Source organism: Microvirga sp. 17 mud 1-3 (assembly GCF_003151255.1).
Lineage (GTDB): Bacteria > Pseudomonadota > Alphaproteobacteria > Rhizobiales > Beijerinckiaceae > Microvirga.
This window is the reverse complement of the sequence record NZ_CP029481.1, coordinates 2462695-2480166: the sequence shown is the minus strand read 5'-3', so window position 1 is coordinate 2480166 and position 17472 is coordinate 2462695. Positions and strand designations below refer to the sequence as shown.

General features: G+C 61.6%; 28 protein-coding genes. 7 read left to right on the top strand and 21 right to left on the bottom strand.

What is annotated here, in order from left to right; genetic code table 11:
- Positions 1 to 89: 89 nt before the first annotated feature.
- The 21 genes from C4E04_RS11865 to C4E04_RS11770 form a co-directional block, all read right to left on the bottom strand.
- Complete coding sequence (locus C4E04_RS11865; protein ID WP_109597696.1) at positions 90 to 293, bottom strand: hypothetical protein; 204 nt, start codon at positions 291 to 293, stop codon at positions 90 to 92.
- A complete protein-coding gene (locus C4E04_RS11860) occupies positions 290 to 1426 on the bottom strand; it encodes a hypothetical protein (RefSeq protein WP_109597695.1) in 1137 nt (378 codons plus the stop codon). Before C4E04_RS11860 ends, C4E04_RS11865 begins: the two co-directional genes overlap by 4 nt.
- A 64-nt stretch (positions 1427 to 1490) precedes the next feature.
- On the bottom strand, positions 1491 to 1760 hold the full coding sequence (locus C4E04_RS11855) for a hypothetical protein (RefSeq protein WP_109597693.1): 270 nt from the start codon (positions 1758 to 1760) through the stop codon (positions 1491 to 1493).
- Positions 1760 to 2329, bottom strand: coding sequence for an Nmad5 family putative nucleotide modification protein (locus C4E04_RS11850; RefSeq protein WP_109597692.1), 570 nt, complete (start codon positions 2327 to 2329; stop codon positions 1760 to 1762). Before C4E04_RS11850 ends, C4E04_RS11855 begins: the two co-directional genes overlap by 1 nt.
- A gap of 219 nt (positions 2330 to 2548) precedes the next feature.
- Positions 2549 to 2731: a hypothetical protein gene (locus C4E04_RS11845; protein ID WP_162559372.1), complete on the bottom strand. Its 183-nt coding sequence runs from the start codon at positions 2729 to 2731 to the stop codon at positions 2549 to 2551.
- Between the two features lie 43 nt (positions 2732 to 2774).
- On the bottom strand, positions 2775 to 2987 hold the full coding sequence (locus C4E04_RS11840; RefSeq protein WP_109597689.1) for a hypothetical protein: 213 nt from the start codon (positions 2985 to 2987) through the stop codon (positions 2775 to 2777).
- 97 nt (positions 2988 to 3084) lie between these two features.
- Positions 3085 to 5364, bottom strand: coding sequence for a VapE domain-containing protein (locus C4E04_RS11835; RefSeq protein WP_109597688.1), 2280 nt, complete (start codon positions 5362 to 5364; stop codon positions 3085 to 3087).
- Positions 5345 to 5602 carry a hypothetical protein gene (locus tag C4E04_RS11830; protein ID WP_109597686.1) on the bottom strand — a complete coding sequence of 86 codons (258 nt, stop codon included), beginning with the start codon at positions 5600 to 5602 and terminating at the stop codon, positions 5345 to 5347. The genes C4E04_RS11835 and C4E04_RS11830 overlap by 20 nt, the downstream gene beginning before the upstream one ends.
- A complete protein-coding gene (locus C4E04_RS11825) occupies positions 5599 to 5778 on the bottom strand; it encodes a hypothetical protein (RefSeq protein WP_109597685.1) in 180 nt (59 codons plus the stop codon). Before C4E04_RS11825 ends, C4E04_RS11830 begins: the two co-directional genes overlap by 4 nt.
- A 2-nt stretch (positions 5779 to 5780) precedes the next feature.
- Positions 5781 to 7238 carry a DNA cytosine methyltransferase gene (locus tag C4E04_RS11820; protein ID WP_174219268.1) on the bottom strand — a complete coding sequence of 486 codons (1458 nt, stop codon included), beginning with the start codon at positions 7236 to 7238 and terminating at the stop codon, positions 5781 to 5783.
- Positions 7239 to 7342: 104 nt separating this feature from the next.
- Positions 7343 to 7681 (bottom strand): hypothetical protein, encoded by a 339-nt coding sequence (locus C4E04_RS11815; protein ID WP_109597684.1) that lies wholly within the window; start codon positions 7679 to 7681, stop codon positions 7343 to 7345.
- Complete coding sequence (locus C4E04_RS11810; protein ID WP_109597683.1) at positions 7678 to 8148, bottom strand: hypothetical protein; 471 nt, start codon at positions 8146 to 8148, stop codon at positions 7678 to 7680. The genes C4E04_RS11815 and C4E04_RS11810 overlap by 4 nt, the downstream gene beginning before the upstream one ends.
- 1 nt (position 8149) lies before the next feature.
- The gene (gene dut / locus C4E04_RS11805) at positions 8150 to 8638 is read right to left on the bottom strand and encodes a dUTP diphosphatase (RefSeq protein ID WP_210204564.1); all 489 of its coding nucleotides are present in this window, start codon (positions 8636 to 8638) and stop codon (positions 8150 to 8152) included.
- On the bottom strand, positions 8635 to 9030 hold the full coding sequence (locus C4E04_RS11800; protein ID WP_109597682.1) for a VRR-NUC domain-containing protein: 396 nt from the start codon (positions 9028 to 9030) through the stop codon (positions 8635 to 8637). The genes dut and C4E04_RS11800 overlap by 4 nt, the downstream gene beginning before the upstream one ends.
- The gene (locus C4E04_RS11795; RefSeq protein WP_109597681.1) at positions 9027 to 9320 is read right to left on the bottom strand and encodes a hypothetical protein; all 294 of its coding nucleotides are present in this window, start codon (positions 9318 to 9320) and stop codon (positions 9027 to 9029) included. Before C4E04_RS11795 ends, C4E04_RS11800 begins: the two co-directional genes overlap by 4 nt.
- Entirely contained in the window at positions 9317 to 10315 is a 999-nt protein-coding gene (locus C4E04_RS11790) for a hypothetical protein (RefSeq protein ID WP_109597679.1), read from the bottom strand. The genes C4E04_RS11795 and C4E04_RS11790 overlap by 4 nt, the downstream gene beginning before the upstream one ends.
- Positions 10316 to 10639: 324 nt before the next feature.
- On the bottom strand, positions 10640 to 10810 hold the full coding sequence (locus C4E04_RS20890; protein WP_162559371.1) for a hypothetical protein: 171 nt from the start codon (positions 10808 to 10810) through the stop codon (positions 10640 to 10642).
- Positions 10807 to 11031, bottom strand: a complete 225-nt coding sequence (locus C4E04_RS11780) for a hypothetical protein (protein WP_162559370.1) — start codon at positions 11029 to 11031, stop codon at positions 10807 to 10809. The genes C4E04_RS20890 and C4E04_RS11780 overlap by 4 nt, the downstream gene beginning before the upstream one ends.
- Positions 11031 to 11564, bottom strand: a complete 534-nt coding sequence (locus tag C4E04_RS11775) for a hypothetical protein (RefSeq protein ID WP_109597676.1) — start codon at positions 11562 to 11564, stop codon at positions 11031 to 11033. Before C4E04_RS11775 ends, C4E04_RS11780 begins: the two co-directional genes overlap by 1 nt.
- A 12-nt stretch (positions 11565 to 11576) precedes the next feature.
- On the bottom strand, positions 11577 to 11957 hold the full coding sequence (locus tag C4E04_RS20885; protein ID WP_162559369.1) for a hypothetical protein: 381 nt from the start codon (positions 11955 to 11957) through the stop codon (positions 11577 to 11579).
- The gene (locus C4E04_RS11770) at positions 11954 to 13384 is read right to left on the bottom strand and encodes a DEAD/DEAH box helicase (RefSeq protein WP_109597675.1); all 1431 of its coding nucleotides are present in this window, start codon (positions 13382 to 13384) and stop codon (positions 11954 to 11956) included. The genes C4E04_RS20885 and C4E04_RS11770 overlap by 4 nt, the downstream gene beginning before the upstream one ends.
- Positions 13385 to 13449: 65 nt before the next feature.
- Between C4E04_RS11770 and C4E04_RS11765 the strand changes: the two genes are divergently transcribed.
- From C4E04_RS11765 to C4E04_RS11735, 7 genes are all read left to right on the top strand, one after another.
- Positions 13450 to 13851 carry a helix-turn-helix domain-containing protein gene (locus C4E04_RS11765; RefSeq protein ID WP_109597674.1) on the top strand — a complete coding sequence of 134 codons (402 nt, stop codon included), beginning with the start codon at positions 13450 to 13452 and terminating at the stop codon, positions 13849 to 13851.
- Between the two features lie 65 nt (positions 13852 to 13916).
- The gene (locus tag C4E04_RS11760; protein ID WP_162559368.1) at positions 13917 to 15161 is read left to right on the top strand and encodes a PD-(D/E)XK nuclease-like domain-containing protein; all 1245 of its coding nucleotides are present in this window, start codon (positions 13917 to 13919) and stop codon (positions 15159 to 15161) included.
- A gap of 15 nt (positions 15162 to 15176) precedes the next feature.
- On the top strand, positions 15177 to 16169 hold the full coding sequence (locus C4E04_RS11755) for an AAA family ATPase (RefSeq protein WP_109597671.1): 993 nt from the start codon (positions 15177 to 15179) through the stop codon (positions 16167 to 16169).
- A gap of 15 nt (positions 16170 to 16184) precedes the next feature.
- Positions 16185 to 16412: an AlpA family transcriptional regulator gene (locus C4E04_RS11750; protein ID WP_109597670.1), complete on the top strand. Its 228-nt coding sequence runs from the start codon at positions 16185 to 16187 to the stop codon at positions 16410 to 16412.
- Entirely contained in the window at positions 16409 to 16780 is a 372-nt protein-coding gene (locus tag C4E04_RS11745; RefSeq protein ID WP_162559367.1) for a hypothetical protein, read from the top strand. Before C4E04_RS11750 ends, C4E04_RS11745 begins: the two co-directional genes overlap by 4 nt.
- Positions 16773 to 16991 carry a hypothetical protein gene (locus C4E04_RS11740; protein WP_109597668.1) on the top strand — a complete coding sequence of 73 codons (219 nt, stop codon included), beginning with the start codon at positions 16773 to 16775 and terminating at the stop codon, positions 16989 to 16991. The genes C4E04_RS11745 and C4E04_RS11740 overlap by 8 nt, the downstream gene beginning before the upstream one ends.
- 72 nt (positions 16992 to 17063) lie before the next feature.
- Positions 17064 to 17468 carry a single-stranded DNA-binding protein gene (locus C4E04_RS11735; protein ID WP_210204563.1) on the top strand — a complete coding sequence of 135 codons (405 nt, stop codon included), beginning with the start codon at positions 17064 to 17066 and terminating at the stop codon, positions 17466 to 17468.
- Positions 17469 to 17472 lie beyond the last annotated feature (4 nt).

Sequence of the window (17472 nt, the reverse complement as noted above, 5' to 3'; positions counted from 1 at the left end):
GCGGGTGCATGGTCATGTGCATCCTGGGTGTAGGCATGAAAAACCCGCCTCATGGGCGGGCCGGGCGCTGCCTTAACCTGGTGTTCAGTTCACGGTTCCGCGTCCCTGATCTTCACCAGCGATTTGTGACTGATGCCAAACGTTTCGCGTATCTCGCGCACCGTCTTACCTTGCTGCAATGCGGCCAGGACATCGCGGCGCAGTTCCGGCGTGATCCTGGCCGATGTGGCCCGCCTTGCCGGCCTGGTGGCGGCCTGCTGCATCTGCTGGACCATGTGGGCGATGGGGCTCATGGTTTCCGATACCCCCTGTGGTCCTGCTGCATGATCCACTCATGCACTTCGCGGCATTCCTCGTCGCCGTCCAGGTAGTCGCATTGGCCCTCGACTGGTTGCGCCTGGTCGGCCCCCTTCGCTGTGCGGGCGGCGTCAACAATAGCGTCGATTTTTTCGGCTGATTCACCCCCGTCGAACAAGATGCCTTTGACGAGGATTCCGGTAGCATGACGGCGGCTGTCATGACGCCGCAGCCACCGATACCGCTCCGCATCCTCCCGATCCTGAGCGCTGGGCTGGGCGGCAACGGGGGCGGCTACGTAGCCGTCCACGCCATACGTCCCAATGATCGCCAGCATGTGCCGACCCTTGGGCAGTGCAGCCAGTTGCTCGTCTGTCAGGTCGGTTCCCACGTCGATGTAGCCGCCCGCACCAAGATCGAGATACGCCACCGGCTCCTGCGCTACAGGGGCGGCGCGGCGCGCGCGATCCTCGCGGATCAAGCGGCGGATCCTCGAGGCGGGGTATGTGGCGCGATCGTCCAGCGGGGGCATGTCATCCGGCTCCGGGCTTGCGGCGGGCTGGCCGTGGTGTCGCTCGTACCACTTCGACCGTAATCCTTCTCGCTGCACCTGGGCCACGATGTCGCAAAGGCTTGCCTGTTGGGCCGCGCCATCTTCGCCATTCAGCAGCACATCCAGTTCGCGCACAAGGCGGTTATGATCGGCCAAAGTAGCTTCGTAATCGGCTGATCTTGCAGCAGGCTGACCGCTGCTGTAGCGGGACAGCATATTGGCGCACTCATCGAAGGCGCGATGGCGACCAAGAAATTCCCCGGCTTTTGTATGAGCCTTGAGTTCTGCTTCACCAAATTTCCTCGTCTTGACCTTATGCTCCCACCCCAGACATTCACGAGAGCGCATCTGCTGTATGTACGCGCTGTAAGCCGCGTCTGCCCTGCTGCGAAGCTCATCGCTCGGCACCATTTTCGCGGCATCACGAAGATGGTCTTGCCGGTCGGCTTCGACTGCGGCGCGGGCGTAATTGAGGATGTCTCTTGCTACCTCTGCGTCACTGCTCACCTCAAGCCACGCCGCGATATCGACCATGGGCTTGGGCAGTGGTGGTAGTTTGATATCGTCGTTTTTCACATCATTTCCTTCATGCGCCTATCGCGCGTTGATGCCGGGGAACCGCCCCGGCAGCGGTGATGCGTCAGCGCATAAAGCGCGTCAGTTCCATGGCTTCCTGCTGCACCAGTTGGTGAAATTCGTCGGGCGTCAGCACGTACACGTCCAGCACGAACGTTGTCTGGAATTCGCCCCGTTCTTCCTTGATGTGCTTGTCCGCGATGGTGCCGGCAATGATCCGCGTCATGTCTTGCTGAACGATGCTCATTGCTTCCGGCCTCGACGCATTCAGCCGCAGGTTATCGAATCTGCAGTATGCGCGGCACAGCTTGCCGGCCAGTAGTCTGTCGTCCATCACGCCTCCTTGCGCTTCGCCTTGATGCCAATGGCAGCATTCAGTTCCGGCACCAGTTCGACAGGCACCAGCGCCCGCGTCGTCGGCACTCTGGCGGGGATGAAAGCCTCGCACTCTGGCCACGCTTCCAACAGCTTTTCAGTCGTCGTCACGGAATACACCAGGGCGTTCAGCTTGGCGCGCAGTTCGTCTTTGTCGCGCTGAATGGCTTGGTATTCATCGGCAACGGCCTGCGCCTTATCGTTCAGCGGATGTGCGCCGCCGATCTTGACCGGGTTGCTGTATTGATAGTTCGGCATCGGGCGCGTTTTCGACATGCGCAGGCTGTCACGCGCTAGGCTGTCACCATGCCAACTGAATCCCGCCGCCTCGATCTTGATATAGTTGTCCCGGCAGCACCAGTTTTCAGGCAGCTTCGCCGCGATCTTGCCGATGGCCCCGTATTCGTGCTGGTACGCGGCATCGGCCAGCGCCGTACTCGCCTTTTCGTGGGCCTTGTCGCGGGCGTCGAACGCCTTGTGCATGGCGGCCTTGATGATGATTTTGCGAATTTCGTTGGTCAGTCGCATTTCCTTTCCTTGAAATATCGCCGGGGAACCGCCCCGGCGGCGGTGATGCAATTCATCAAACAATCGGCTCCGCCATGGCGAACATGAACGCGATGACAGCCAGCACCGCCAGCGCAAGGCCCGTCATCGTGTAGGCCCACACGTTCCACCAGTTGATTTTTTTCACGTCCTTTCCTCGTTGATGGTGCTGCCGCCTGTCACGCGGCAGGGCTTGGGCTGTCAGTAAATACGGACGCCGCCGATCAGCAGCGCGCCGTCGATGTATTCGTGGGATATGCCTTCTTGGCACAACACGATGTCAGCGATTTCGGCATCCGACTTGCTGGCGGATTCCTTCGGGAAAACGCACCGATAGTCGGCCACCATCGTTTGCAGCGTGTCCATTTCTTGAATGTCGGTCATGTTCATCTCTCCAGTGCTGCCCCGGCGAACCGGGGCGGGGTTGTTAAGCGGCGCGGCGGTCAAACAGTTTTTGCGCCGCATCGCGGTTCATTCCTTTTTCGACGTAGCGCCACGACACGGCCAGACCGCCTTTGCGATGCGGCGCGTAGTTCTCGCAGCGCTTGTAAACACCGAAGGTTTCGCCGTCCTGAACCAGCGCATAGGTAACGCCCTTGCTGTTTGTCTTGCGTGCGATTGCTTGGGCCATGTCGTTCATTCCGGTTCGTTTGTCGATGAAGTAATTATACGTATGTAAATCCGCACCTGGGCGCTTCTGGCTGATTGTATTTATCTATCGGCCTGATAGTCAGAAACTAAAACGGCCGGTCGTAATCTTCCTTGCCCAGCGGCTTGGGCGGCACGAACAACAGATTCCGCCCCTTCACGCGCTTTCCTGTTCCGCCGTTCAACTTGCGGATGACCAGCGCGGCCTTCGTTGCTTCGGCGGGCGTAGGCTTTTCGATGCCGATGGAAATCAGCACTTCCGTGGACGTTTTCCAGTCCCAGGCGTCATGCTTGGCGTCCCAGTCCAGGCGCGTCTGCAGGCGTTCTTCGATGGGGTCCACCACGGTGAATGCTTCATTGTGCGCGTTCAGGGCGGCCATTTCGTCGGGCTGCAGATAGTACGATTCCCCGGCCTTGAACAACTCGTACACCTCTGCCCACACCTGCTGCATGTCCAGGCCGTGGTCCATGTTCAGCGCGGCCGCCTCGATGGTCCAGTACCGCCTGTTTCCCGTCGGGTCGTGCAGATATTCGCGCGGGTTCACGCTGCCGAAAAACACGGTGCGGCGCGCGAAATGCGATTCCTTCCTGGCGTAGGCGCGGCGCAGGACATCGGACTGGTTCGTGATAAATGATTTCAGCTGTGCGATGTCGGATTTCCTGAACGTCGCGTCCAGTTCGCCAAGCTCCACCAGCCAGAATGAACACGCCTGTTTCACGCTGTCCTTGTCATCCGGCCGCAGGATCATGCCGTCTTTCAGCACGCCCAGTTCTTGCGGCACCAGGTTCTTGAACCACTTGGTTTTCCCAAGGTACTGGTCGCCCTGCAGCACCAGGATGCCGTGGGCGGAAACGCCGTTCGGTTGAAACGCGGCTGCCACGGCCGAAACCATCCAGCGTTTAATCAGCACATCGCGCAGCCTGGTCCCGTCCTGCAGGCGCTTATCCTCTTTCGGTGTCACGGTTTCGTACAGCGCAGGCAGGCGTTTTGTGCCGTCCCACGGCCTGCTGGTGATCCAGTTTGCCACCGGGTTGTACAGGTTCTGGTCGGCCAGGAACGTGACGAAATCGCCCAGGTTTCCTGTCGGCATGCGAAACCGCGAACACCAGGACATCAGCCACGCCAGGCTGGCGTTCGCCGCGTTGTCCACGGAAAACGCATGGCCTGGGATCAGCAGTTCTTCTTCCTTGCTGATGACGTTGTACCGCACCACCACGCCCAGGCGCCGACACACTTCGGCCAGGTTTTCGATGGTGGACAGGGGTTTCCCGCTGCCGCCAGCATCAGGCAGCGGCGTGAACGTGTCCACGGTCGCCGGCGCATTGTCGTTTGCCGCTGCTGGCACCACGTTTCGCGCCTGATGCGCCATCAGTTGCCGCTGGCATTCCTGGATGCCTTCCAGGGCCTCCAGGTCGTTCCAGTCGCTTGGCCTGGTGCTGACATCAGCGAATTGCGGAACGACGCACAGCGCGCCGATTTCGGCCGCCGCTTGGCGTGCGTAAACCACGCCTGGGTTTTCCACCGGTTCGGTGGTCCACTGGTCGTTGTCGGCCGTGATGACGATCATGCAGTCCGGCATGGCCTCGCGCATCGCCACCGCCACCGGCGTCAGGTTGCCGGCGTCGAACGCGACGACGACGCACCAGCCTGTCGCCTGGTGGATCGTTGCGCCAGTCGCGTATCCCTCGCATATCGCTACAGTTCCGCCAGGCGCCGGCCGGCCGATGATGTAGAACCCGCCGCGCTTGCGTCCGCCGCGCCAGAAATCCTTATCCCGCCCGAACCCTTCATCCCGCGACGGGAAGATTCCCTGCAGGCTGATGATCTTGCCCTTGGCATCCATCACCGGCACCAGCAGCGTGTTGTCGATGTGCCGGAACACGGTTCCGTCGCGCCGTGTCACCGGCCACGAACCGATGCGCAGGCCGTGGGCCGGGACTTGCTTGCGCCGCAGATATGGGTGGCTGTCGTCTGCCTCGTCTGCCTCGTTCCAGTACAGGTTCGCCGTGCGTGCCGCCTCGCCCTCGCGCGCGCGCTGGTCTGCCTCGCGCTGCTTGCGCGCCGCATCGATGCGGTCCTGCACGTCGCGCCGTTCTTCGGGCGTCAGCGCGCGGGCATCGCGGGCTGTCCATGTGACGGTCTGCCCGCCCTTCCATGTGCCGAACTCGCCCGCCGGCACCTTGCCGTCCGTAAACAGGACATACCATCCGTTGCGCGTGTTCGGGCCGTCGCCTTTGACGTGGAACCGGCGGATTTCCCCGGCGGTCGGCTCGATCTTGTCCGGCGTTTCCAGGCCGTTTTCGGCCATGGACTTGCGGAACAATTCGATGATTTCGTGTTCTGGTAAATCACGTTCCGCTGGGTTCATTTTTCTGCTTACGCTGCTTCCACAGCGCCATGATTGTTTTTTCCAGGCGCTGGCGTTCTGCCGCACCCCTGTGTTTTTCCACGCCCGCCAGGTATTCCCTGCGTTCGGCCAGTGTCCTGCGCGCCATGACGTGCCGCGCCTCGCATTCGTGGCGGTATTGTTCGCACCAGGCGCACACCGCTTCGCCGCTGACTTGCAGCGTTACTGTGCGGTCGCGCTGGCACGCTGGCGCCTTCATTTCGCGCCCAGCTTCATTTCCAGCAGCTGCAGCATGTGCGCCGGGATCGTGCGCGGTTTGCCCACGCGCCACATCGCCACGGTGGTGGATGCGCGCCCCAGCAGAGCGGCCACCTGGTCGGCGTTCAGTTCGTGCCGCGCCATCAGCTGATGCAGGCGTTTCGTGCGTTTGTTCATAGTCATGCGGCCACGTCGGTGGCGTTCAGTTTGTTGTCGTTCGCGGGCACTGCCGTGCGCAGCGCGCGGTCCAGTCGCTTGCCTATCCAGTGCATGACGTTCACGCACATGGAATTGCCCAGCGACTTGTAGCGCGGGCCGTCGGCCGCTGGTTTGCCTCGCACCGGCACCAGAGTGTACCCGTCAGGGAATGCCTGCAGCCGTTCGCATTCCATCGGGATCAGTCGGCGCACGGCGTAATAGTGGGCAATCACCGTTACGGTGCTGTTTTCGAACTGGCCAGGGGTACGTGCGCGCAGCGGGGTGTGCACGTCCGTGGGCTTCGCTACTTCGGATGCCGGTGTGCCCAGGATGTCGAACGCCAGAACGGGAAGGATGTACTGACCCCGCATCTGGCCGCTTGTCTGGTTGTGGCTGGCGGCATGACCACCGCCGCACGTAATGGCCGGCATGGTTTCGACATGAGCGACAGGCTGCACCAGGAACGCTTCGGATTCGAAATCCAGGCGGCCGCTGGCACTGCCGCATGCGTTTAGGGCTGGCGAAACGTCGATGGGGCCGCTGGTGTTGTTCCCGCCGAACGCGACAGGCACGATAACGTGCGGCTTGTCACCGCCACCGCTGCACGCGCGCGGCGTAAACGACACATCGTCGCCTAATTCTGCGGTTGCGCCCCCGTCGCGTCCACGCAGGGCAACGGCAACGGGTTGCACGTATCCGCTGCAGGCTTCGTCTGTCCCTTGAAAGCCGCCTGCACCAGTGCGTGATGCAAGAGTGCCGGCAGTTTCTTCCCCCGCTTCTCGGCGCGGCGCAGAATCCCGGCGGCCGCCTTCGAACTCAAAAAGTACTGCTGCGGGATCGAACCGCGCACCAGCACTTGCGACAACGAACACACGGCGGCGTCGTTGGGCCACTCCGAAATATTGGGCGTCCAGAATGCGCCACGCGATTGTTCTTTGGGGTCCGCGCACATAACCAGCGTTCGCCCATTTTCCCCCTGGTGGCTGCAGCGCGTCAGCTTCGCCGGCGAGTGCCCCAAGAAAGCATCCAAAAGCGTTATCTTTGGACGATAAAACGCCTGGTACGTTTTCCCACACGACGGTGCAGGGTTCGTTCCCTGCTGCAATTCTTGTTCTGTCGATTTCATCAGCCAATTCCACAAAAGAAATAGTCAAGGCGCCACGGGCATCAGACAGCCCGCCACGCATACCGGCCACGCTGAACGCTTGGCACGGTGTCCCGCCCACCAGCACGTCGGGGGCTTGCACTTCACCGGCGCGTATGCGCTCGGCAATCTTCGTCATGTCGCCCAGGTTGGGCACGTCAGGGTAATGGTGTGCCAGCACCGTACTGGGGAACGGTTCGATTTCCGCGAACCATGCGGCCTTCCAGCCAAGCGGGTGCCACGCAACGGTCGCGGCCTCTATGCCGCTGCACACGCTGCCGTATCGAATATTCATAACGTCGTCCAGAAAAAATACTGTGCGGTGATTATACCGCGCAAATATACTTTTGAAAATTTACCGCCGAATACTTTGTGTTCACGCGGCATCACCGCACAGCACTATTCAGCCGCGTCGAACCTTGATGGCTGGCTGGTCAGGTGCCAGCCATTGCAGAATCGGCAGGCGTAAACCCTGGTGGGCACCCGATGATGGTTCCAGTTCTTCGCGGCGATGATCTGCAGTTCCGTTTCGGCGCGGTCGCGGTCGCGGAACCTGTGTTTCACGCACACCACAGAACCGTCTGGCAGGCGCCAGCCCATGGCCTTGGTTCCTGAAACCATGACGGCGGCGCCGGAATCGCGCACCAGGCGGCGCATGGCGGCGGAACGCTTGGATGGCTTGGCGCTGAACCGGCGTTCGATGATGGCGCGCTGGCGGGCGAAATCGCGGGCGTTCATTGTGTCCCCGCGTTTGTCGCGTCATCTTCCAGCGCCTGCTGCGCGCGGGGACCCCATGCCAGCACGATGCGGTTGCTCCCACAGGGTACGGCTTCCACCGTTTCTTCGAAAAGATCAGGGTATGCCGCCGCCGTTTCGCGCAGGGCCTGGGTTGCTGCCGCCTGCACTTCCGCCAGCGCTATGGGCGTTATGGGCTTGCCGATGAAACCGGACATATGCCGTCCCAGCGATTCGCGCAGCATCTTGCCGGCGGCATACTGCGGCAGGGTGTAATTGCCATCATCGCGCGGGTACAGGTGCACCAATGGGCGCGGCGTGCGGTATTGATCGTTTTCGGAACGATACACCGCGCAGTCGTTCTGATTGACGCGGTACAGGCCCGCCAGCTGCTGCGCGGTGATGTAGTGTTCCTGGCCATCGTACCGGCTCACCACGATGCCGGGGTGCAGGACGTAAAACGGTTTCATTTCACGCCCCCGTCGAACCGAACCCGCCTTCCCCGCGCGCGGTCGGCGCCAGGCCGTCCACTTCCACCAGCTGCACGCGCGGAATTGGCACCAGCATTGCCTGGGCGATGCGGTCGCCGGGCTTGATTTCCAGCAGGTCCACGCGGTTGCTGTCGCAGGTCAGGCGCACCATGACTTCGCCCCGGTAATCGCTGTCGATCACGCCGACGCAATTCGCCAGCCTGGTGTCGTAGTTGAACCCATGCCCACTGCGGCTGAAAACCAGCATCGCGTGACCATTCGGGACTTCGAACGCCAGGCCGGTGCGCAGCGCCAAGGGCTGGCTGTCGAAAACCTTTACTGGCCGCGTCAGGCCCACCACGCGCAAGTCGAAACACGCGCTGCCGTCCGTGGCGTACGCCGGCAGCACCGCGTCAGGGTGAACCCGTTTAACTTTCAGTTCGGTGGGGATTTCATAGCCCCATTCGTTCTTTTGTCGTGCAATGCTCATACCTTTCCTTTGGCCCTGGCCACCGTGGCCCTGGCATCGTCAACAGTGCGCCAAACGTCTGCAGCGCCTCCGTTGTCATTGACGGCGCGCAGATACGCCGCTTGTTTGTCGGACACGCGCCCGCGTTCCGTCTTGATTTCTCCTGCGATGTACACGCCAAGCTTCGTGCCCACGTCGGCCGGCGTGATGATGCGCGTTGCCAAGCCAAACGTGTCCGCGAAACCAGGCGGCAGGCCCGTATAGAACGGTCGCGGATTGCGTATCACCAGGTCGCCGTTCGGCAGCTTGTGCACGCTGTCGCCCGTCCAGGCCCGCCCCACGTTCGCGCGAAACAGCAGGCATTCGCCGGCCAGGGCGTTGCGGATGGTGTTCTGGATGGCGTGTTCTTTCACACCGCCCCCCGCTTCACGCATTCCCCAAACACGGAACCGCGCACCACCCATTCCGCAGCATCAGCCGGCGCGCGCAGCCCCTGTTTCACGGCCCAAACCAGGATGCCGCTGTAAATCTTCTGTTCGCGCAGCATGCCCATGGCCTGGGATTCGGTCAGGCCGTCTTTGCGGGCGTTGAACGTGGCCACCGCCACGTTCGTGGCCTGGCTGCATTTCAGGTCCACGGCTTCATCGGCCTGTACGGTCGTGCACATCGTCAGCGCGGCCAGAAGTGTTACAAAATATCTCATGCTGCATTCTCCATGGGCTGGTTGTCGTTCGCCTGCGGGATTTCCTGCTGCGCAGCCTTCGCCTGGGCATCGCGCACGCGCTGGGCTTCGGCGGCCTTGGCGTCGATGATTTCCTGGTGCTGCGCCAGCAGGTCCAGCAGCGCCCAGGCCGGTACGCTGATGGTTTTTTCGCGCGCTGCGGCATCATCGGCGTGCGCCTCGACATACGCCAGATCGGCGCGGGCGTCGGCGCCAAGGGATTCCGCCAGCCCTTCCAGGGCATCCACCGTCCGGTCCACTACGACGCGCGGCAGCGGCTTGCCCTTGATGGTGCCGGCCGTAACCTTCCGTTTGCCCTGGGCCTTGGCCTTGTCGGCCTCGCCCGCCAGCACCTGGCCCGCTTCGTCTCCGTGCTTGCGTACCATTTCGACGGCCATGGCTGCGGACACGGTGCCTTCGGCCACCAGGCGGTGAACGTCGCTGTTCGCATTGGCCAGGATCAGCAGCTGCGCGACGTGCTGCGGCGTCTTGCCCACCGTCTTGGCGATGCGGTCATTGTCCCAGCCGAACGCGGACAGGCGCTTGTAGCCTTCCGCGATTTCCAGCGGCGCCAGCTTGCGGTTTTCCTGGCTGGTGATGACGCGCGCCACACGGTCCGCATCGTTTCCGCTGAACGCTTCCACGCGCACCCACACCACGCCGTCCTTGTCCTGCAGCGGGGCGCCGGCTGCGATGGCGCGGCCAATGTTCCGGTGCCGGCGGTGGCCGTCCACGATCCACACGCCACCTTCGGCGCGCGGGCGGACTTCCAGGGCCGGGTACTGGCCGCCAGCCATGATGTGCCGGAACAGGTTTTCTTCGGCGGCTTCGGCTTCCTCGCGTGCCTGTCCGCGCAGGCTTTCGATGTCGGCGCGCAAGTTGAAACCAGGCTCGACGTGCAAATCTTCGTACCGAACCTTCATGGCGTCGGCGCGCTTGATTTCGCCGGAAAGGATTTTCTGTTTAAACGTCGTCATGCTGCATCCTTTATCTGTGCGGCTGCTGCCGCTATTTCATCGGCCGACAGTTCCCTGTCGGAAAAATCTGGATCACCAGGAACGCGGGCGGTTCCGTCTTTACGATACCAGCAGAACTTAGAACCGCGTCTGTGCGTGAACCAGTATCCACTGCAATTACACCCTGCGCCGTGCATGCTGGTGTCTCGCGTGTTCATCCATCGGTCTATCCGCCAGGACTTCGCGCCACATGCGCAGCGCGGCGGGCGCAGGTAGTCGTCTGGATGTCGCGGCAGCACGCGCCTGGCCTCGCACTTGCGGCACCGGCAATGGTAGCGCGCCATGTTACCGGGGCAGCGGCACGTCCAGGCGCTTGACGTGGTTCGCCGGGTGGCAAATATATTTCTCGCCCATTTCCGCCTTGCGCTGTTCGATGCGCTGCTGCAGTTCGGTTTCGCGCGGGATGTTGCGGATGAATTCCTGGCGCGCGGTGGTGTTGTGGTCCTGGTTTTTCATGATTGGATTTCCTGATTTGCGCACGCCTCGCACAGCTTGATGGTGCCCCATTGGCTGCTGCTGCGCTGGTTGTGCTGGTTGCTGTCGAAATACTTTTGCCCTGGTGCCATCCGCCCCATGCACCGCAGGCCGTCGCGGCCCACGCGGTCGCATCGGTGTGCGGTGCGCGCTGTGCGCCATCCGCCTCCGCTGTGCTGCGCGTACCAGTCGGCGCGGGTCATCAGTTGGTCCATCCTACGGCCTCGTCGTACAGGCCGATGAACTCGCTTATATCCATGGCTTTCATGCCATCGCCAATCCCGGCAAGTATGATCTTGGCGATATGTTCGTTTCGCTGTTCGCTGCTGGCAATCTTGATGGGCGCGCCATCACGCTCCGCGCCAGATTCGACGGAGGATTGCTGTTCCTCGTCCTGAACATCAGTAATGGGCGCCACCAGATCCCTGCCATCTTCCATCCAGGCGCCAAAATAGAACCCTTCGGCTGTTCTCCATCCTTTGTCACTTCCTTGAACAATGAAAATAGCTTCTGACGAAGGTTCGATTGATTCGATTGTCACGATCTTGCCGTCGCGCGTTCTCCATACCTGTCCAGTTTTGAATTCCATTTCCTTTCCTTGTGCGCCGTAGCGCGTTGCGTTGATGGTGAAGTAATTATACATAAGTAAATCGGTCGCGTTATTGTATTTTCCTATCACGCCGCCAGTCCTGATTTGCGTTTTGCTATCTCGCGCCGCCACGGACTGTTCGCCCATTTCCTCATCGCGTCACTGCTCATAATTTCTTTCTTCAATCACCCATACATTTTTCGGCTTTCCGTCCCTCCTTAATTTTTTCCTCTGATAGCCCAAGCTTTTCAGTATTTTTCCGATCCTCATTTGTTCTGCCTTGCCATGCTTTTCAGATGGAACACCGATTCCACACAGTACTTCAGGAACCGTTGTTTCTGGTTTGCCTGTAATGAAATTCGATACAGGGATTTCCCATTTGTCTGAAACTGCGCTGTCATCTGGCCGGATATTTCTTGCCCCGGAAGATTTGGCCGCCTCAATTAGAATGCCCGCTGTCTCGGCAAGTTGTTCATCAATCATTGCAGAAACTATTTCTGCAACCCGCTGCGCGATGCGCTCGATATCGTTGTCTGTCATGCTGCGTTTCTCCGTTTCAGACCTCTGGCGGACCATACTTTCAGAGCCCACGCCTGCGGGCTTGGGTATCCTCGCCGCTGCCCTAGGGCGACCAGTTCTCCCAGTGTTCGTGCTTCTTGCTGTTCGCGCTTTCGCTGCGCCCTGATGGCGGCCTTGTCGTTGTCGTTCGCTGCCACCAGTTCGCCTTCGGCCACCTCGATCTGTTGCGCCTCTTTGCGCAGCAGCTTGCCGCAGTGCGGGCATGTCGGTGGGGCGGGGCGGCGGATGGCGTTAAAACAGCCATCGCAGATGATCGGCGGCGGCGGCCCCTCATTGTCGCCGCCGCGCCCCGATTTCTCGCGCCCCTGCAGGCTCCATTCGCGCTCGTCGTCAGGGAAGCCGTGGCGCAGCATGTTTCCGGCGTGGTCCAGCAGGATGGCGGTTTTGCCTGGTGCCGGCCGCAGCGCCCGCCCCCAGCGTTGCATGGCCAGCCCCAGCGCCTGCGTAGGGGCGCAGTCGATTACCGCATCAATGGTCACATCACGCTGCGCGATGGCCGCCAGGTCGAACCCCTCACCGAACAGAAATCTGTTCCACAGCACCTGAATGCGTCCGTCCGCGTATGCCTGGATGATCTGCCGACGCTCGGCCTTGTGCGTGTTGCCGTCCAGGTGCGCCGCCGTGATGCCGGCCGCGTTGAACTCGCCCACCATATACATGGAAAAATCCAGGGATGGCGCGAACCCTACCGTGCACAGGCCGTTCGCGTGCTTACGCCAGTGCGTGATGATGTCGCCCACCAGCTTGGGGCGGTCCACGCGCGCTTCGATTTCCTTGGCCACAAAATCGCCCATGCGCGTGTGCACGCCGCCCACGTCCATGCCGCCGTGCGGGATGAACGCCTGGTATGGCGCCAGGTGGCCATGCTCGATCAGCCAGGCCACTGCCGGACCCAGCACCAGGTCATCAAACATTCCGTCCAGCCCTGCGCCGTCCGTCCTGGTGGGCGTGGCGGAAAGGCCGACATGATACGCGCGCGTCCAGCCGTTCATCACCGCCAGCCAGCCGGCGGCCGCGATGTGGTGGCATTCGTCCCAGATCGCCAGGGATGGTTCCGGCAGCATGTGGGCGCGCACCTTCAAAGTGTCGATGCTGCACACCTGCACCAGCTGGCGCGCATCATAGGGCAGGCCGGCGGCGATGAACGAATGCGGCAGCCCAAAACGCTTAAACGTTGCGCTGGTTTGCGCGACCAGTTCAGCCCGGTGGCAGATGAAATACACGATGCGCCCGCGCTGTGCCGTGCCTCCCGCCATGAACGTTGCCAGGGCGGTTTTCCCGGCGCCGGTCGGGGCCTGCAGCAGCACCCTGCGGCACCTGCGCATGGCTGCCCTGGCGCGCGCCATCATGTCGTCTTGGTAGTCGCGCAGCTGAATTGTTACTGTCATGGTTGTGGCGTGGGCTGATTACAAACGTATATTCTAACTGAACGGGGGCGCATGGTGGTGATGCAATGCCAAAACGCGAACCCGTTGTTGCGCGCCTGGTACTGGCGCTGGTGTGCGAAATATCGCGGTCCATTCTGAACCAGGAACGGTTCGGCACACACGCCGACACCGTGATATTGTGCTGCGCTATACACGTCGGACACGCCGAAGGGCGGCCCATGTCGGCGTCGAAACTGGCCGATTACGCTGGCATGCCGCGCCCCACGGTCATCAGGAAATTGCGAGAACTGGAAGCATGCGGCGCAATCGAACGCACGGCCGGCGGCGGTTTTGTGATGTCGCGCACACATGCGTTCTATGGGCGCGGCGCCATGATTTCCGAAGCGGCGCGGCTTATCCACAAGGCGGCTGGCAAACTGTCCAAAATGGACAGTAAGGGCATTGCCCCGCGCCGCGCCATTCGGTGACACTAAAGAAACGGTGATGTATTTACACATCATCGCGCCTCATTGATCCTCACGGTTGCTCACTAATGATGTACAATTATCGTTCATCTTCACTTGGGGAAACCATGAAACCAGGTTTTTACGATGGCATTGCTAATGCCGAATACCATGGCGGGCCGGGCATATCAAAGTCCGGCCTTGATTTGATCGCGCGCAGCCCACTGCACTATCGCGCGGTGGTCGAAGCGGCGAACGAAAACGAACGCCAGCCCACGCCGGCCCAGGCCCTTGGAACCGCGTTCCATGCGCTGCTGCTGGAACCGGCGGAATTCACGAAGGATTACTGTCTGGCGCTGCGCCAGGCGGACGTGCCGGACGCCATCGCGGACAGGGACACGCTGCTGGCGATGGTGGCCGAACTGAACGCCGGCCGCCTGCCGAAACTGTCCACCAGCGGCGCAAAGGACGAACTGGTGGCGCGCATCATGGACGCGCCGGAATTCCACGACAGTAACGACGGCGTGACGGTTGACGCGCTCAAGGGCGAAACGGCGGCGCTGCTGAAACAGCGTATCGAACGCATCAACGAACACCGCCCCGGCCTGCTGTCCGACAAGGGCACCATGGCAGAACTGGCCGCTATCCTGCGCGCGAACGGCCGCGAAATCACGCTGTGGTCCGAAGTCAAACAGTCGTGGCTGGAAAACAACGGCCACCGCACCGTGCTGGACGCGGACGCCTGGGACCAGTTGCACCGGATGCGCGATGCCGTGATGGCGCACCCGGCAGCCAGCGCGCTGTTGACTGCCGTTCCTGGCGTGGCCGAGCGGTCGGTGTACTGGATTGACGAAACCACCGGCCAGCTGTGCCGCTGCCGGCCGGACTTCTGGCGCCAGGACGGCATTGTGGTGGACGTGAAAACCACGCTGGACGCCAGCCCGACAGGGTTCGCAAAGTCGATTGCGAACTGGCGCTATCATGTTCAGCACCCGTATTACCTCGACGGCATCAATACGATGCGCAAACAGTTGCAGGCAGCCAGCGCGGACGCTGAATTTCCGCCGTCCGTTCCAGCCGAAGCGCGCGCATTCGTTTTTCTGGCCGTCGAAAAAGACGCCTGCGTGGTCGATGGACAGGCCAAGGGCGTGGCCGTGTACATGCTCGACAGCGAAAGCGTTGCGCTTGGGCGGGCTGAATACCGCCGCGATCTGGATCAATATGCGCAGTGCTGCGCCACTGGTGTCTGGCCTGGGTATGGCGACACTATCCAGTCGCTGACGGTGCCGCGATGGGCGTTCAACAACAATCCCGAATTACTCACTGCAGCATAACTTCAAAGGAAAATCATGGCCGTATTGAACATTCGAAAGGCGGAACGAGCGGGCGCGCGTTTGGTGGTCGGCATTGCCGGCATTTCTGGCAGCGGGAAAACGTACAGCGCGCTGCAGCTGGCCTGGGGCCTGGCCGGGGGCGACGCCAGCAAGGTGGGATTTATCGACACGGAAAACCGGCGCGGGTCGCTCTATTCCGATATCCTGAAACGCCGGGACGGCAGCGTGGACCAGTTCCTTATCGGGGATCTTGATGCGCCGTTTTCCCCGCAGCGGTACATTGATGCCATTATGCAGTTCCAGCACGCGGGCGTCGAAGTCCTGGTGATCGACAGCGTGACGCACGAATGGGAAGGGACCGGCGGGTGCCAGGATATCGCCAGCCCCCCAGGAACGAACCTGAAAGTGCCGCGCTGGAACGACGCGAAGGCCGAACACAAGCGGTTCATGAACGTGATGTTGCAATGCGACATGCACATCATCGTCTGCATCCGCGCCCGCGAAAAGGTCAAGGTAGAAAAACGCGACGGGAAAACCGAATTCATCCCCCAGGGCGTGATGCCAGTCCAGGAACAAAATTTCATGTTCGAAATGACAGCCAGCCTCATGATGTGGGACGGCGGCAAGTCGCGCGACGTGATGAAATGCCCCGCCGACCTGGTGCCGGTGTTCGGCGCCCCGGGTGAAATCCACCAGGGTTATCTGTCGGCCAAGCAAGGGCTGGCTATGCGCGAATGGGTGCGCGGTGGCGTGGCCCTGGACCCGAAGGTGGAACACGCGCGCAACACGCTGCGAACCACCGCAGAACAGGGAATGGCCGCGCTGACGGCGGCGTGGAAAGTGCTGCCGGCCGACATCCGCAAGGCCCTGGGCGGCAGCTGCCCCGACGAAATCAAGGCGTCCGCCGAAGCGTTCGACAAGGCCCGCACGCAAGCCCAGCCGGGTGGCGAGAACCTGGCGGACTTGAACGAACAGGTGCTGGGCAATACCGCCCAGGCCGCTGAATAAGGAAAGGAAAAAACCATGGGACAGCCAGCCGTGAACCTCACGCCGGCCGAAGTCGTGGCGCGATGGGGCGCTGCGGTGACGGTCGGCACGCTGGCAAACTGGCGCGCGCAGGGCAAAGGCCCGCCGTTTATCAAGTTCGGAAGCAGAGTGCGCTATCCGATTCGCCAGCTTGAACAATGGGAATCCGCGCACCTGCGCGCCGCAAACGACAACGACACAGAACCAGAAACCGCGAAATCATGAACATGGAACATCACCACAATGGCGTCCTGCTGGACGCACCAGGATACGAAAGCCTGGCCGGCGTGCTGGGGCGCGCGTTTCACCAGGCAGCGCATGGAAAGGGTCACGAACGGCACGCGCAAGGCGAACCGTTCGACAGCCAAGTGATGCAGGACACGGCGCGGCGCTTCGGCGTCGGCGCGCTGCTTGGTCAGGCGTTCAAGAAATCCGAAGAATCCCAGCGCCTGCAGCGTGATGCTGCCGTCCGTGAACTGCTGGGCGCCATCAATTACCTGGCCGGCGCGGTCATCGCCATGGAACGCTGCGCAGCGGCCAATAATGCGGCGAATGACAATACCCCGCACCATGGAGCGCAAAACGATGGCTGATATTTACGACAAGGCCACGGACGTGGAAATGCTGGAACGCGAACACGCGCTGGCGGCGCAGGCGGCGATTGCCGCCTCCACTCCCAGGCCCACGCCGATGGGTCACTGTCTGAACCCGCTGTGCAGCGAACCGTTCGGGCCGGATGAAAGCCAGCGGCTTTTCTGCGGGCGAGAATGCGCCGACGAATACGCGCGCGTCACCAGAAAGTGATTTTCAACACTGCGGCCGGCGCCGTGCTGGCTGCATTTTTATAGGCAACACATCATCATGAAAACAATCGGAATGGCCCGCCTGGGCCGGGATGCCGAAGTGCGCTATACGCCAGACGGCGATGCCGTGTGTAATCTGTCGCTGGCAGTCAGTTACGGACAGAAAGGGCAGGACGGAAACCGGCCTACGCAATGGATTGACGCATCGCTGTGGGGAAAGCGTGCTGAATCCCTCGCGCAGTACCTGGTGAAAGGCAGCCTGCACTGCTTCACCCTGGACGAAATCCACATCGAAACGTTCCAGGGCAAGAATGGCCAAGGCCACAAACTGGCGGCGCGCGTGATCGACGTTGAACTTGGGCCGCGTGCTGGCGGCGATGTCGGGACCAGCGCGCAGCAGCAGCAGCCGCGCCCAGCCGCCCCGGCTGCGGCACCTGCCAGCAATATGGCCGACATGGACGACGATATTCCGTTCTAGGCAG

What these genes read in the sequence shown, in the direction of transcription:
- C4E04_RS11795 (WP_109597681.1), bottom strand. Translation starts at nt 9,320, where the DNA reads ATGAGATATTTTGTAACACTTCTGGCCGCGCTGACGATGTGCACGACC.
- C4E04_RS11775 (WP_109597676.1), bottom strand. Translation starts at nt 11,564, where the DNA reads ATGGGCGAACAGTCCGTGGCGGCGCGAGATAGCAAAACGCAAATCAGG.
- C4E04_RS11865 (WP_109597696.1), bottom strand. Translation starts at nt 293, where the DNA reads ATGAGCCCCATCGCCCACATGGTCCAGCAGATGCAGCAGGCCGCCACC.
- C4E04_RS11770 (WP_109597675.1), bottom strand. Translation starts at nt 13,384, where the DNA reads ATGACAGTAACAATTCAGCTGCGCGACTACCAAGACGACATGATGGCG.
- C4E04_RS11815 (WP_109597684.1), bottom strand. Translation starts at nt 7,681, where the DNA reads ATGAACGCCCGCGATTTCGCCCGCCAGCGCGCCATCATCGAACGCCGG.
- C4E04_RS11835 (WP_109597688.1), bottom strand. Translation starts at nt 5,364, where the DNA reads ATGAACCCAGCGGAACGTGATTTACCAGAACACGAAATCATCGAATTG.
- C4E04_RS11810 (WP_109597683.1), bottom strand. Translation starts at nt 8,148, where the DNA reads ATGAAACCGTTTTACGTCCTGCACCCCGGCATCGTGGTGAGCCGGTAC.
- C4E04_RS11755 (WP_109597671.1), top strand. Translation starts at nt 15,177, where the DNA reads ATGGCCGTATTGAACATTCGAAAGGCGGAACGAGCGGGCGCGCGTTTG.
- C4E04_RS11760 (WP_162559368.1), top strand. Translation starts at nt 13,917, where the DNA reads ATGATGTACAATTATCGTTCATCTTCACTTGGGGAAACCATGAAACCA.
- C4E04_RS11765 (WP_109597674.1), top strand. Translation starts at nt 13,450, where the DNA reads ATGCCAAAACGCGAACCCGTTGTTGCGCGCCTGGTACTGGCGCTGGTG.
- C4E04_RS11830 (WP_109597686.1), bottom strand. Translation starts at nt 5,602, where the DNA reads ATGAAGGCGCCAGCGTGCCAGCGCGACCGCACAGTAACGCTGCAAGTC.
- C4E04_RS11825 (WP_109597685.1), bottom strand. Translation starts at nt 5,778, where the DNA reads ATGAACAAACGCACGAAACGCCTGCATCAGCTGATGGCGCGGCACGAA.
- C4E04_RS20885 (WP_162559369.1), bottom strand. Translation starts at nt 11,957, where the DNA reads ATGACAGACAACGATATCGAGCGCATCGCGCAGCGGGTTGCAGAAATA.
- C4E04_RS11745 (WP_162559367.1), top strand. Translation starts at nt 16,409, where the DNA reads ATGAACATGGAACATCACCACAATGGCGTCCTGCTGGACGCACCAGGA.
- C4E04_RS11780 (WP_162559370.1), bottom strand. Translation starts at nt 11,031, where the DNA reads ATGACCCGCGCCGACTGGTACGCGCAGCACAGCGGAGGCGGATGGCGC.
- C4E04_RS11855 (WP_109597693.1), bottom strand. Translation starts at nt 1,760, where the DNA reads ATGGACGACAGACTACTGGCCGGCAAGCTGTGCCGCGCATACTGCAGA.
- C4E04_RS11750 (WP_109597670.1), top strand. Translation starts at nt 16,185, where the DNA reads ATGGGACAGCCAGCCGTGAACCTCACGCCGGCCGAAGTCGTGGCGCGA.
- C4E04_RS20890 (WP_162559371.1), bottom strand. Translation starts at nt 10,810, where the DNA reads ATGAAAAACCAGGACCACAACACCACCGCGCGCCAGGAATTCATCCGC.
- dut (WP_210204564.1), bottom strand. Translation starts at nt 8,638, where the DNA reads ATGAGCATTGCACGACAAAAGAACGAATGGGGCTATGAAATCCCCACC.
- C4E04_RS11735 (WP_210204563.1), top strand. Translation starts at nt 17,064, where the DNA reads ATGGCCCGCCTGGGCCGGGATGCCGAAGTGCGCTATACGCCAGACGGC.
- C4E04_RS11850 (WP_109597692.1), bottom strand. Translation starts at nt 2,329, where the DNA reads ATGCGACTGACCAACGAAATTCGCAAAATCATCATCAAGGCCGCCATG.
- C4E04_RS11845 (WP_162559372.1), bottom strand. Translation starts at nt 2,731, where the DNA reads ATGACCGACATTCAAGAAATGGACACGCTGCAAACGATGGTGGCCGAC.
- C4E04_RS11740 (WP_109597668.1), top strand. Translation starts at nt 16,773, where the DNA reads ATGGCTGATATTTACGACAAGGCCACGGACGTGGAAATGCTGGAACGC.
- C4E04_RS11820 (WP_174219268.1), bottom strand. Translation starts at nt 7,238, where the DNA reads ATGAATATTCGATACGGCAGCGTGTGCAGCGGCATAGAGGCCGCGACC.
- C4E04_RS11840 (WP_109597689.1), bottom strand. Translation starts at nt 2,987, where the DNA reads ATGAACGACATGGCCCAAGCAATCGCACGCAAGACAAACAGCAAGGGC.
- C4E04_RS11790 (WP_109597679.1), bottom strand. Translation starts at nt 10,315, where the DNA reads ATGACGACGTTTAAACAGAAAATCCTTTCCGGCGAAATCAAGCGCGCC.